The sequence below is a fragment of the Chryseobacterium sp. GW823-FHT05E08 genome, assembly GCF_058795655.1.
The window spans coordinates 560,436-575,004 of sequence record NZ_JBXAHY010000003.1; the positions used below are offsets into that span (position 1 = coordinate 560,436).

The window sequence follows — 14,569 nt, forward strand, 5'->3', positions numbered from 1 at the left end:
AAGGATTAAGCAAAACCTAGCGATCATCGCGTTAAAAATAATCTAGCAAATAATGTCTTTAAATTTTCAATCATTTGAAAAAATTGAAAAAAAGTTTTTGTCGTTTCAATATTTTTTCTAATTTCGCAACCGATTAACAATCAACAATGTCAACAAAAATGATAAATATTATAACTTTAAACAATCCTATCAGAGCTGTGTTCTTTGGTAGCACTGAATATTTATCTGAATAGCATCGACCTTTATAAAATCAAAATATAATTAAAGGCCTATCTATCCAGATAGGCCTTTTTTGCTACCCAATTTCCAGCTTTCGAAAATTCAAGTTGGTTGTCTTAAATTTTTTAACGCAAAGAAAAATTTTCTTACTCAATAAAATGGTAAGATTAACAAAGTTTCGCGTTTAAAAATTTCAATACAGCCTTAAAAATCAACAATTTAAATTTAACAAAATGAAATACAACACACGAAATATAGGGATAATAGCACACGTAGATGCCGGAAAAACAACGCTCACGGAAAGATTGCTTTATTATACAGGAATGATCCATAAAATCGGAAACGTAGATGAAGGAAATACGACGATGGATAAAGACATTCAGGAGAAAAACCGAGGAATTACTATTTCATCCGCAGCTATTTCCACGCAATGGAAAAAGGATGATAACGTTTTTAATATCAACATTATTGATACTCCGGGGCACATTGATTTCGCCGTGGAAGTTGAACGTTCTTTAAGAGTTCTGGATAGCGTTGTTGCTGTTTTCTGTGCTTCTTCAGGAGTTCAGCCACAGACTGAAAACGTTTGGTTCCAAGCGGAGAAACATAGAATTTCAAAAATCTGTTTTATCAATAAAATGGATAGAATCGGAGCCGATTTCTTTGCTGTTTTAAACGAAATCAAGACCAAATTGAATGCAGTTCCTCTGGCTTTACAAATTCCAATCGGTTCTGAGGACAATTTTGAAGGAGTAATTGATTTAATCAAACAAAAAGCCTTGTATTGGATGGATGAAAATGGCGAGACGATTATTGAAAAAGAAATTCCTGAAAATTATAAAACGGAAGCTGATGAATTCAGATTAAAATTAATGGAAACATTGGCCGAATATGACGAAACGTTCTTTGAAGCTTTCATGAATTCTGAGACTCAAATTTCTGAGGAAATGATGATTGAAGCGATAAAAAGGGCTTGTCAAGCAAGAGCAATTGTTCCAATTTTATGTGGTTCTGCTTTTAAGAATAAAGGAGTTCAACCTTTACTTGATTCGATAGTGAGTTATCTTCCCGCCCCAAATCAATTGACTTCAATTAAAGGAAAAAATCCGGCAACCGAAGAAACTATTGAATTAGAAAGAAATGAAGAAGAAACTTTTTCAGGATTGGTTTTCAAAGTGATGATCGATAAACATATGGGGAAACTGGCAATGGTAAGAATATATTCAGGAAAGATAAAATCCGGAGATACTGTTTTGAACGTGAGAACCGAGGAAAACTTCAGAATTTCGAGAATTTTGCAAATGCAGTCGGACAAAACGTTAACCATTGAAGACGCAAAAGCTGGTGACATCATCGCTTTAACAGGAATAAAAGATGCTAAAACAGGAGATTCTTTATCTTCTCTTCAAAGGCATGTAGTTTTGGAAGCGATTACGATTCCTGCTCCGGTTATCCGAGTTTCAATTGAGCCTAAAACGAATGCTGATGAGAAATCTTTCGGTTTGGTTTTAGCTAAAATTCAGGAAGAAGATCCTTCATTAGTTGTTGAAAGAGACAAACAAACGGGTGAAACTTTATTGAGTGGTTTGGGCGAATTACATCTTGAGGTTACTTTAGAAAAGATCAGATTGAATCATGGAATTGAGATCAATCAGGGAAAACCTAAAGTTTCGTACAAAGAAATTTTAACCGAAACTAAAACTCACAGAGAAAAATTGGTGAAACAAAACGGAGGAAACGGACAGTTTGCCGATATTACTTTTGAAATCGGACCTAGAGATCATAATGAAATCGGGCTAGAATTCATTAATAAAATTAAAGGCGGAGTTATTCCTAGTGAATTTATTCCTTCCGTGGAAAAAGGTTTCAGAGAAGCAATGGAAAACGGAGCTTTCAATGGATATCCTTTGGAAAGTATGAAAATTACGCTTCTTGATGGTTCCACTCACTCCGAAGATTCGAGTGCTTATGATTTTGAGATTGTAGCAAGAGATGGTTTTAGAGCAATTGCAAAACAGTGCAAACCAAAATTACTGGAGCCCATCATGCAAGTTGAGATTCAAAGTATAGAAGAATATACAGGAGCTGTGACTGCTGATATCAATAAAAGAAGAGGAATTATTACTTCAATTGATGAAAGATCAGGCAGAAAAATTTTCACTGCGGAAGTTCCTTTGGCTTCTACTTTCGGATATATTTCTGATCTGAGAACGTTGACGAGCGGTAGAGCTTCGATCAGTATGAAATTGTCACACTACGCTTTAGTGCCTGATTTTATTTCAAATACATTAATAACTTAAAAAGCGAGGGCTGTGAATTTATTTTGCAGTCCTTGTTTGGGTTATAAAGTGAATGGTCAATAGTGAATTGTGAATTTTTTCTCTCGCAGATTTTGCTGATTGCGCAAATTTTTTCTTTTTTTGACCACAGATTTCTCAGATTTTCACAGATGTTTGCGTTTTATTTTAAACCTCCATCATCCAACTTCCAACCTAATTCTCAAACACTAAAACCCTCAAACTCTACAACTCTCCTACTTCTCAGGCATTACCTTATAAGTCGGGTCATCCTGGATGTTGACTTCTATGATTGCTTCTGCGTTTTTCAGCATTTTTCGGCAATCCTCGCTAAGGTGTTTTAAATGTAATTTTTTGTTTTGCTGAGCGTATCTTTTCGATAATTTATCTAAAGCATCGATGGCACTCATATCAACAATTCTGCTTTCTTTGAAGTCTATGATGACTTGTTCGGGATCATTTGCAGGATCAAACTTATCTGTAAATGCTGTTACGGAACCGAAAAATAATGGTCCATATATTTCGTAATATTTTACCCCTTTTTCATCAACATATTTTTTTGCTCTGATTCTTTTTGCATTGTCCCAAGCGAAAACTAAGGCAGAAATAATTACTCCAACTAAAACCGCTAAAGCAAGATTATGTAAAACAATCGTTATTAAAGCAACTGTAATTCCTACAAAAATATCAGATTTCGGCATTTTATTGACGATTCGGATGGAAACCCATTGAAAAGTACTGATCGCCACCATCATCATAACTCCAACCAAAGCTGCCATTGGAATTTTTTCTATAAACGGAGCGCCGACCAAAATGATAATTAAAATAGTTATTGATGCAATAATCCCTGACAATCTCGCTCGAGAACCTGCATTTAAGTTAACTAAAGTCTGCGCTACCATTGCACAACCGCCCATTCCACCGAAAAATCCGTTGGTAATATTGGCGATACCTTGCGCAACCGATTCGCGGTTTGTATTTCCTTTGGAATCCGTGATCTCATCAACCATTGATAAAGTAAGAAGAGATTCAATCAACCCAACTCCTGCCATAATCATCGCATAAGGAAAGATAATTTCCAACGTTTTTAATGAAAAAGGAATCTGCGGAATATGAAAACTGGGAAGGCTTCCGCTGATGCTGGCAATGTCTGCAACCGTTTTTGTATGAATATTAAAACCTAAAACTATAGCAAAAACAATTAAAATTGCGACAAGAGAAGCCGGAATAACCTTTGTGATTTTAGGAAAAAAGTAAACAATGGCAATCGTTAAAGCAGTTAAACCCGCCATAATATATAAGGATGTGCCTTGAAGCCAACCTACAACTCCATTGCTGTCTGTAATTTTAAACTGTTCGATCTGCGCCATAAAAATAATGACCGCCAAACCATTTAGGAAGCCATACATTACAGGTTGCGGAATTAATCTTACAAATTTTCCGAGCTTAAAAACACCGACCAATAATTGAAAAATACCCGCTAAGACAACCGTTGCGAAAAGATATTCTGTTCCATGAGTTTTAATTAAAGCGATTAAAACGACAATCGTTGCTCCTGCTCCACCGGAAACCATTCCGGGACGGCCGCCTAAAATTGCAGTTACCAATCCCATCATAAAAGCTGCGTACAAACCCGTCAAAGGAGAAAGACCCGCTAAGATTGCAAACGAAAGAGATTCCGGAATCATGGTCATGGCTACTGTAAAACCAGCCAATAACTCATTTTTGTAGTTTATTTTTTTGGAAAAGTCGAAAATATTGAGATAGCTATTCATTTCGGGACAAAGGTATGGACTTGAAATAATTTATACAATTATAAAAATCCAGTACCACAACTTTATGTTAAAATATTCAATAATAATGATGAAAAAATGGTATTATTTCACTAATAAGTGTATTTATTATGATTCTTTTTAATTGAATTTAAATTTTTAACAATATTTATTAATTCATTTTTTGGTTTGATTCTTAATTTTTATATATTTGAATACAAACTAATTGATCAATTTCCAAGGGTTATTATAGGAGTTATTCAAACTTTTTTTTAGAATAAAGCCTGTATAGATCAGGGAAAATCAAAGGTTTAAAACTACATAAATAAAATTGCATGAGAGAGCTTTAATAGGTAATATATTATTCATACTTATAAAAAAAGGAAGTTTGAAATAGGTATATAAGGTTTTATTAAGCAAATGGAGTGAGAATTAAAAGAATCATTGTACAACTTTTATGGTACAAAGAGTTCTTCAATATAAATACTACCTGAAAACAAAAGATCTTTAGCCAACAAATAATGATCTTAAGCAAACCATATATTAATTATAATTAATTTTTGTATTAGCCAAGGCCCAAGTTGGGTTTCATATATTTTAATTAAATTATATTCAAATTATTCTTCAGCTTATAAGTTTCAAAAAGAAACGAAATAAAATATCATTTTTTTTGAAAATAATACATACCTATTTATTCTTTAATGCACATGTTTAATTAAGAAATATTTATTTAAATAAATGTTATACAAAGAAATACATATAGGAAAGTTCATCAAAGAAAGAGTTCTTGAAAAAGAAATTACAATAGAAAGAATTTGTAATTTCTTAAACAAAGATGAAGATTTTGTTGAAGCAATCTATACAAGCAAATCTGTTGATACAGATCTTCTTTTGAGATGGAGCAAATTATTGGAGTATGATTTTTTTAGACTCTACAGTTCACACCTTATCTTATATGCTCCCCCATCTGCCGTAAATAAAAATGCTAATAAATCTGAAAAAATACCTTATTTCAGGAAAAATATTTATACTCAGGAGATCAAAGAGTTCATTATTAAAAGAATTCTTTCCGGAGAAATGACTCAGAGTGAAGTAATTAGGGAATATTCTATTCCTAAAAGCACGCTTCACAGATGGTTACAGAAAAGCGACAATACTAACGAATAAAATAGCCTGATGCGCCCAAATTACACAAAAATTTATCAGGATATGCTAAGGCTGGAGCATCCTGAAAAGCTAAAAGATCCAAAAATTCAACAGCTTATTAAAAATCTTAATACGAGTGAAGATGTATTAAATTTTAATGAAAAATTGTTTGAGCAATCCAAAGAAGCTCAAAAAAACAATCAGAAATTAAAAACTTATGACAAGAAAACGATGCTGAAGCTTTTGCAATATCAAAAGAAGCACGGTTTTTCTACAAGTTATATGTCTCGGAAATACAAAATAAGCAGAACCACACTAGCGAAGTGGAAAGTAACTTTTGAAGAAGAGTTTGAAGCTTTAAAATAAAAAAAACGGATGGATTAAATTTCATCCGTTTTTTTTATTCATTTATTATTAATTCAACGACAGATATTTTAACAGTAAAATATTCAAAATAAATCAAACTATTGTTATTATTATTCAAACATACCAAACCATTCCATACATAATAATCATAAAACTGGTAGTATTTTTGCTTCATTGAGAGTTTTAGTTTTAATAAATTATAAACTTATAAACCCGAAGTTAAAAACACACCACAATGATTCGTTTCATTAAGAAAAATATTTTATTTCCTACGCTCTTAATTTCAAGTTTAATGCTTTGTCAGAAAAAGAAATTTCAAGAAATCGACAAACTATTAAAAGCTGCAGAAAAAAGCAATACGGAATATAGAGATCTGGAAACATTTGAGTACTCAAAAAAAGCAATTATTTTATCACAGGAAGCCGGAGATTCTAAAAGACTTGCAAACAGTTATTACACAATGGCGCTTTCACTGGCCAATTTAGAATTGCTGAAACAAAGCTTAGTGTACATACAAAAAGCCTACGCACAAAAGTCTACAGCCCAAGACACATTGTTATTATCAAAATTAAAAGAATTGAAATTTTATGATTACAACTCGTTAGGATTAAAGTCTGAAGGTACAAAAGAGTTATTTGAATCCAAAGAGCTTATTAAAACACAAAAGGATACAGAATCTGCAAAATTGCTGGCAAGAATTTATGGTGAAATCGGAAATAATTATTACTACCAAGATAACATAGATTCTGCTTTTGTTTACTACAAACTAAAGTTTGATCAGCTAAAAAAATTACCTGAAAAAGACATTTACAAAAACAAAGCATATCTGTATTATTATATGGGAAAATCCTATTTAAAGAAAAAAAATACAGATTCAGTTTTACATTATATTCAAAAAAGCATTGAACTAAAACAAAAATACAAATACCCTTTGCTATTTGCAGATTACACTTTACAGGGAGATTATTATTTTGAGGAAAAAAAATATCAGAAAGCACTGGATTTCTATTTAAAATCTCTTCAAAATATAAATGAACACCGTGTTCATCGTACTTCCACACCGGAAATTTACAAAAAAATTTCGGAAACATATCGTATGCTGGGAGAGCAAACCAAATACAAAGAATATGAAAAAATATTTTCCGATAAAGAAAGTAAAATGCTTATTGAAAGAAATAAAAATACAGAATATGCTCTCAATATTATATTAAAAGACAAAGCTGATGAATACAATAAAGCCCAAGAAAAAAATTACATATTCATTTCCGTTGTTATAGTTTCATTACTTATTTTCTTTTTCTTCCTTTATAAATTACTTAATAAAAATATTAAACTGAAAGAAAACATGATCTCGGAAGTAACGAGTACTTTACAGAATAAAGAGGAAATAATTACCCAAAAAGATCATGAAACAAAACAACTTCAGCAAAAAGTAAATGATTCTTACCAAGAAGTCATAGAATTAGCGAAAAATAATGATCCTTCGTTTTATTTTAGATTTCAGGAAGTTTATCCTGAGTTTCAGAAAAAACTATTGGAAATAAGCCCGGGCTTGAGAACAACAGAACTCATCCTTTGTGCTTACACATTTTTAGGGTTTACTATTAAAGACATTGCAGACTACACCTTTAAATCTGTGAACACAGTTCGTAACAGAAAACAGAATTTAAGGAAAAAATTTAATTTACAAACTGAAGAAGATATGGGAGTTTGGTTAAGAAATTTAATTGATCAAAAAGGAGCAAATTAAATTAAAAAAAAAACTCACTATCAATAAGTTAAGCAAAAGTAGTATATGAATGGTATACTGCTTTTTTTGCGTTTTCATGAATTTTGTTTCTCTTTGTATCAGTAAATCAGTAGAGAGTATTATTAAAAAAACAATAACACAAATGATGAAAAAAAATAATTTTAAAATTTTAATCATACCAATCTAAAGATCTACTAAAAAGTAAAAATGAAAAAACTTATCGTATTAAGCCCCAACTAAAAGCGGTAAGTAAAAAAAACACAAATGATGAAAAAAAGTATCAGTAAAATGCCCCATTTTTCTGATGCAAACCAAAAAACACACAATGATGGAAATTAATAGCTGAGAAAGGGTAATATTCTCATCCAGGTATTTACCCTTCTGCTATTAATTTTCTTTTTTACAGACCCATATTTTTATCCCATATTAGTTAATTTTATTAGTTTAAAAAAACGAGTGAATTTAGTTTCATTCGTTTTTTTATGTATAGCATTATTAATTTCTTAAAATGCTTATTAATAGTAATATATTCAATACAATTAAAATAAAAGTTACTATTTTCAAACAATTCTAAGTATTTTCTATTTTATTATTATCATAATGATTGTATTTTTGTGCTTCAACATGATTTTAGTTTAAATAATTATTAAGACTAAACCGTAACGTTTAAAAACACATCAATGCTTAGTTTTATTAGAAAAAATATTTTACTGTTTTTAATTTTAATGTCAGGATTTTTATTTTGCCAGGATCAGCAATTTAAAGAAATAGATCAACTTCTAAAGAAAGCAGATGTAAGCAATAAAAAATATGATGATTTAAAGGAATTAGAATATGCTAAAAAAGCAAATATTCTATCAAAAGAAATTAAAAATTCTGAAAGAATAGCAAAAAGTTATTTTTTCATGGCTCGTGCTCTTCTTAATCTAGAATTACAAAAACAAAGCTTTTCTTATATAGAGAAGGCATCTGCAGAAGATTATACAAAGAAAGATATAATTATGCAGGCCATGATATCCGAATTGAAAGCTGCTAATTATCAATTTTTAAATTTAACATCTCAATACGCTCAAGAAGAACAAAAAGCCATTAGCTTAGTAAAAAATAATTCGGATTATACTTCTATTGAGATTAAATCTCGAGCTTACGCAAATCTTGCTATTTATAATTTATATTATAATAAAAAAACAAACACAGACTCTACATTTATCTATTTCAAATTACAAGGAGAACAACTAAAACAGCTTCCTGAAAAAAAATACTTCCCCGCTATATGTGAATATTATTCGTTTGTAGGAAATGCATATTTAATCAATAAAAAACCAGATTCAACATCACACTATTTAGATAAAAGCTACCAATTAAAACAAAAGTATAAAGATCCCGTACTCTATATGGAACACATTTATTCAGGAGATTATTATATTTATAAAAAACAATACCCAAAAGCCCTAGAACAATATGTAAAAGCTATTAAAAATATAAATGATTTTTCTGCCAGACAAAGCTATTTAACAATTTGTTACAAAAAAATATCAGATATTTATGGCATATTAAAACAAAAAGATCAACAAGAAAAATATAAAAATCTTTATCTAGAGATACAAAATAAAATACTTGCTAAACAAAATAGCAATGTAAATTATGCTCTCAATGTAATCTTAAAAGATAAATCTGAGGAATATAATAATGCTCAAAAGAAAAATTACATGTATATTTCTATTGGCATCTTTTTGTTACTTATTTTCTTTTTCTTTCTCTATAAGCTTCTTAATAAAAATATAAAACATAAAGAAAATATTATTTTAGAAGTAACCAGTACTTTACAGAATAAAGATGAGATCATTACTCAGCAAAACCATAAAACAAAACAACTTCAGCAGAAAGTAAATGATTCTTACCAGGAAGTAATAGATTTAGCAAAAAATAATGATCCTGCATTTTATTTCCGTTTTCAAGAAGTATATCCGGAGTTTCAGAAAAAATTACTGGAAATAAGTCCAAGCTTAAGAACTACCGAACTTATATTGTGCGCCTATACATTTTTAGGATTCAGTATTAAGGACATTGCAGACTATACATTTAAATCCGTAAACACAGTCCGTAACAGAAAACAGAATCTCAGAAAAAAATTCGATCTGCAAACCGAAGAAGATATGGGAATTTGGTTAAGAAATTTAACCGGATTAAATTCGAAATATTAAATTAAACAATTAATTATCAACAGATTAAATAAAAGTAGTATGCAGATGGTATACTACTTTTTTTGTTTTATCATGAATTTTGTTTCTATTTGTACCAGTAAATCAAACGAAGCATCTGGTTCAAAAAAATCCAACACAAATGATGAAAAAAAATTAGATCACTAAAAACAGAATCAGATTTCCATAAGATTTACTAAAAAAGTAGAAACACAAAAGATGAAAAAATGTATCATTAAAATGCCCCATTTTTTTATTGATACAAACCAAAAACACACAATGATGAAAATTAATAGCTGAGAAAGGGTGATATTTCTCGTCCAAGTATTACCCTTTTGCTATTAATTTTCTTTTTTTTCCAACTTCTCATTTAAATTCAGACAAAATACATTTTAATTCATTAATATTATTTCATAATTATTAAAAATATAATTAAAATGATTATTTATTGATAATTATTCAGAATATCTCTTTATTTTTGCACTAATAAATAACAATCACACATTTTAAGGGGCAAAAGTGATATGATCAAAGAAAAATTTCTCATAAGAAACTGTATAATTATTTTTTTCATTCTACTATCGAATTTGGCGGCATCTCAAGATAGTCAATTAACAAAAATTGATAAATTACTAAAAGAAGCACAGAAAAATCATACTAAATATCGTGATTTTGAAGAACTAAAATTAGCTAAAGAAGCCAATATTCTTGCCGAAAAAACCAATAACTCTAAACTGATATCTGAAAGCAGTTATATAGTAGCCCGGGCATTATGCTCTCTCGAATTACAAAAAGAAAGTCTTTACTATATACAAAAAGCATCAAAACAGAAGTTTACAAAACAGACACCCATTCTTCAAGCCAAACTAATCGAATTAAAATCATATAATTATTACGTTTTATCATTAAAATCTCAAAGTTCAGCAGAACTTCATAAAATCCTGGAAATGTTAAAAGGAAATAAGGATTTTTCTTCTGTTAATATAATATGCAGAACGTATGATAATATCGCCAATCACTACTTTGACGAAAACAAGATAGATTCTGCACTTATATTTTACAGATTATCTACTAAAGAATTAGAAAAATTACCTGTATCTAAATTCCACAATGTATTTTGCGAGCATTATATAAATCTGGGGAATGCTTTCCTGAAAAAGGAAAATGCAGATTCCACATTATATTATTTCAAAAAAAGCTATGAATTAAAACTGAAATACAAAGATCCAATACTTTTCATACAATATATGGTTTTTGGAAGCTATTATGAGAATCAAAAACAATATGAAAAAGCTTTAGAATTATATCTAAAAGCAATTCAAAACATGAAAAAATATTCGGTAAACGAAATTCCCTTTAATTTTATTAATAAAAAAATCTCCGATTTATATGGAATTTCAGGTAATAAGAACAAACAAAATGAGTTTGCAGAACTCTATTCAAAAGAAGAAAATCAACTTACACTTGAAAAAAGCAGGAATGTTGATTATGCCTTAAATATTATCCTGGCTGATAAAAAAAATGAATATAATTCTACTCAACAGAAAAAATATGCATGGATATTTATCGGAGTTTCTGTGCTTATTATAATATCATTATTTATTTATACTCTATTGAGGAATAATTTAAAGCATAAAGAATCTACAATCTCAGAATTCACAAATACTTTACAGCAAAAAGAGGAAATAATTTCAAAAAAGAATGTGGAAACCGAAGAACTTCAACAAAAAGTAAACGACGCCTACACTGAAATAATAGAACTCGCTAAAAACAATAATCCTTCCTTCTATTTTCGTTTTCAAGAAGTTTATCCCGAATTTCAAAAAAAATTACTAGAATATAATCCAAATTTAAGAACTTCTGAGCTCATCCTTTGTGCCTATACATATTTAGGATTTACAATTAAGGATATTGCGGAGTACACTTTTAAATCTGTAAACACAATTCGTAACAGAAAACAAAACCTAAGAAAAAAATTCGCTATACAAACTGAAGAAGATATGGGAATTTGGTTAAGGAATTTAACCCGTGAAAAATCATAAAATAAATTTAAAATATTAATAATCAAAAACTTAACTAAAAATAGTATATGAATGGTATACTATTTTTTTTGTTTTTTTGTGAATTTTGTTTCTATTTGCATCAGTAAATCAATTGGAAAGTTTGGTCAAAAAACTTTAAAACACAAATGATGAAAAAAACAAAACACAAAGAAAATTAACATTACTATCCAAAAGATTTACTAAAAAGTAAAAATGAAAGAAAACTTACCGGATTGATCCCAAGCCAAGACGGTAAGTTTAAAAACACACAAATGATGAAAAAAAGTATCAGTAAAATGCCCCAATTTTTTCTGATGCATACCAAAAACACACAATGATGAAAATTAATAGCTGAGAAAGGATAATATTTCTCATCCAAATAATTATCCTTTTGCTATTAATTTTTATTTTCAAAAGCTTATAAATTCCCCAAATATTCTGTTTCATAGAATTTCATTGATCTGTTAAAAAAAACAATTAAAACAAATGTTATCTACCATATTTTTAATATAATTGTTTTATTTTTGCAATAATCCCAAAACCAATTATACAACTTTAAGGGGCGAAAGTTAGTATGATCAAGAAAAACACTTTAATACAAAACAGTATAGCAATTTTCGCTATTCTCATTTCAAATTTCATGTTCTGCCAAAATCAGTTCAAGGAAATAGATCAATTATTACAACAAGCAGAGCAAAGCAGAAAAGAATTTAATAATCTCGATCAATTAAAATACGCTAAACAAGCTAGTATTTTAGCCGAAGAAACAGGAGATTCACAAAAAATAGCGGAATGCTATTATAATATTGCGCGTGCTTTATCCTTTTTGGAACTTCAAAAAGAAAGTTTCTCCTATATCAATAAAGCATCTCAGCAGCCTTATACAAAAAAGAGTAAGCTTATACAGGCTCAACTTAAGGAAATAAAAGCCTTTAATTATTATAGTTTAGGATTAAATTCGCAGTTTAATAAAGAATTGCCTGGCATTGTCAAACTTTTAAAAAAGGAAAATAGCAAAGACGCTATTATTTTACTCCAGCGGACTTACTTAAATATTGGCTCAACAAAACCCGATTCTGCCAAATATTATTCAGAATTATGCTTTAAAGAATTAAAAAAATTACCCGAAAAAGATACTCATTTAGAATTAGCTGATTTTTATAGATACAAAGGCACAGAATTTCAGGAGAAGAATCCGGATTCTGCTCTTTATTATTATCAAAAAAGTATTCAGATAACTCAAAAATATAACGACCCTGTACTTTTTTTCAACTATACGGCATTTGGTGATTACTATTCCAGTCAAAAAAAATATAATGACGCGATAAGTTATTATGAGAAAGCAATTCAAAATATAAAAGAGCAAAATATCACTCCATACCATTTTGTAAATAATGATCTTTATAACAAGATTTCAGATCTTTACGGGAAGTTAGGAGAAAAAGAAAAAGATAAACAAAATGAATATCAGGCAATCTATTCAGATCTTCAAAAAAAATTATTAACTGAAAGAAATAAAAATGTAGAATCTGCACTTAATATTCTTTTAAAAGACAAAGAGGAAGAGTATAAATCGTCTGAGCTTCAAAAATATACACTAATCTCCGTTGGTGTTTTAGTACTTATTTTCTTATTCTTTTTTATTTATAGAATATTAAGAAAAAACCTTAAGAATAAAGATATAATTATCCAAGAAGCTGCTACCACTTTACAAAACAAGGAAGAAATAATTGATCAGAAAAACTCTGAGACCCAAGAGCTTCAGCTAAAAATAAATGATGCTTATACCGATGTCGTAGAATTGGCAAAAAAGAATGATCCTTCTTTCTATTTTCGTTTTCAGGAAGTATATCCCGAATTTCAAAAAAAACTATTGGAAAATAGTCCAACTTTAAGAACTTCTGAACTTATACTTTGCGCCTATACATTTTTAGGGTTCAGTATTAAGGATATTGCGGAATATACTTTCAAATCAATAAACACAATACGCAACAGAAAACAAAATTTAAGGAAAAAATTTAGTATTCAAACTGAAGAAGATATGGGAATATGGTTAAGAAATTTAACTTCTAAGAAAGAATAAGAAAATTATACAATTAATTTTCAAATAGTTACATAAAAATAGTATACAGATGGTATACTATTTTTTTTATGTTTTCATGATTTTTGCTTCTATTTGCATCAGTAAAATCAATCGGAGATCTAATCATAAAAACTTCCGAACACAAATGATGAAAAAAAAATACTACAAGTGAAATTGGTCAGATCCAACCGATAGAAATCAACACAAATGAAAAAAAATTGCCGTATTAAAATTCCCAAGTTAAAACGGTAGACTAAACACACAATGATGAAAATCAATAGCTGAGAAAAGGGTAATATTCTCATTTTTATATTGCCCTTATGCTATTAAAAAATGAAAACTAGTATATCATAATAAGGTTTTGACAATAAGGTTCTAAATTATTTATTTAGAGCCTTTTTTATGATTAAAAATATCTACAAATTACAATTTCAATCATTAAAAATTTATCAGCAAAAGGGAGCAAAAAAAAAGATTCATTTTTTTAATTTTAATATAAAACATATATTTTATTAACTGCTCAATAAAGTTTATAAAATACATCGTACGAATCGAATTAAAGAATATCCAGCTACTTATTGGAAATTTAAATGTTTAATTATCAATAATATAAACCAAAATAGTATATTAATGGTATATCTGTTTTTTTGATATAGAAGAAAATTTGCTTCTATTTGCATCAGTAAAATTAAT

General features: G+C 29.1%; 8 protein-coding genes. 7 read left to right on the forward strand and 1 reads right to left on the reverse strand.

The window, feature by feature from the left end; all coding sequences use genetic code 11:
* Window positions 1–452: 452 nt before the first annotated feature.
* Window positions 453–2,519, forward strand: a complete 2,067-nt coding sequence (gene fusA / locus AC1Q7L_RS12960; RefSeq protein ID WP_492306293.1) for an elongation factor G — start codon at window positions 453–455, stop codon at window positions 2,517–2,519.
* Between the two features lie 233 nt (window positions 2,520–2,752).
* Here fusA and AC1Q7L_RS12965 read toward each other — a convergent pair whose 3' ends face one another.
* Entirely contained in the window at window positions 2,753–4,291 is a 1,539-nt protein-coding gene (locus AC1Q7L_RS12965; RefSeq protein WP_492306294.1) for a SulP family inorganic anion transporter, read from the reverse strand.
* A gap of 735 nt (window positions 4,292–5,026) precedes the next feature.
* On the opposite strand from AC1Q7L_RS12965, the gene AC1Q7L_RS12970 reads away from it, so the two are divergent.
* The 6 genes from AC1Q7L_RS12970 to AC1Q7L_RS12995 all read left to right on the forward strand — a co-directional run bounded on the left by AC1Q7L_RS12970 (window position 5,027) and on the right by AC1Q7L_RS12995 (window position 13,876).
* Window positions 5,027–5,455 carry a transposase gene (locus tag AC1Q7L_RS12970; RefSeq protein ID WP_492306295.1) on the forward strand — a complete coding sequence of 143 codons (429 nt, stop codon included), beginning with the start codon at window positions 5,027–5,029 and terminating at the stop codon, window positions 5,453–5,455.
* A 9-nt stretch (window positions 5,456–5,464) separates the two neighbouring features.
* A complete protein-coding gene (locus AC1Q7L_RS12975) occupies window positions 5,465–5,800 on the forward strand; it encodes a helix-turn-helix domain-containing protein (protein WP_410692852.1) in 336 nt (111 codons plus the stop codon).
* 235 nt (window positions 5,801–6,035) lie between these two features.
* On the forward strand, window positions 6,036–7,550 hold the full coding sequence (locus AC1Q7L_RS12980) for a tetratricopeptide repeat protein (RefSeq protein ID WP_492306296.1): 1,515 nt from the start codon (window positions 6,036–6,038) through the stop codon (window positions 7,548–7,550).
* A 680-nt stretch (window positions 7,551–8,230) separates the two neighbouring features.
* A complete protein-coding gene (locus AC1Q7L_RS12985; protein WP_492306297.1) occupies window positions 8,231–9,754 on the forward strand; it encodes a helix-turn-helix transcriptional regulator in 1,524 nt (507 codons plus the stop codon).
* Between the two features lie 521 nt (window positions 9,755–10,275).
* On the forward strand, window positions 10,276–11,793 hold the full coding sequence (locus AC1Q7L_RS12990) for a helix-turn-helix transcriptional regulator (RefSeq protein WP_492329385.1): 1,518 nt from the start codon (window positions 10,276–10,278) through the stop codon (window positions 11,791–11,793).
* A 574-nt stretch (window positions 11,794–12,367) separates the two neighbouring features.
* Window positions 12,368–13,876 carry a transcriptional regulator gene (locus AC1Q7L_RS12995; protein WP_492306299.1) on the forward strand — a complete coding sequence of 503 codons (1,509 nt, stop codon included), beginning with the start codon at window positions 12,368–12,370 and terminating at the stop codon, window positions 13,874–13,876.
* Window positions 13,877–14,569 lie beyond the last annotated feature (693 nt).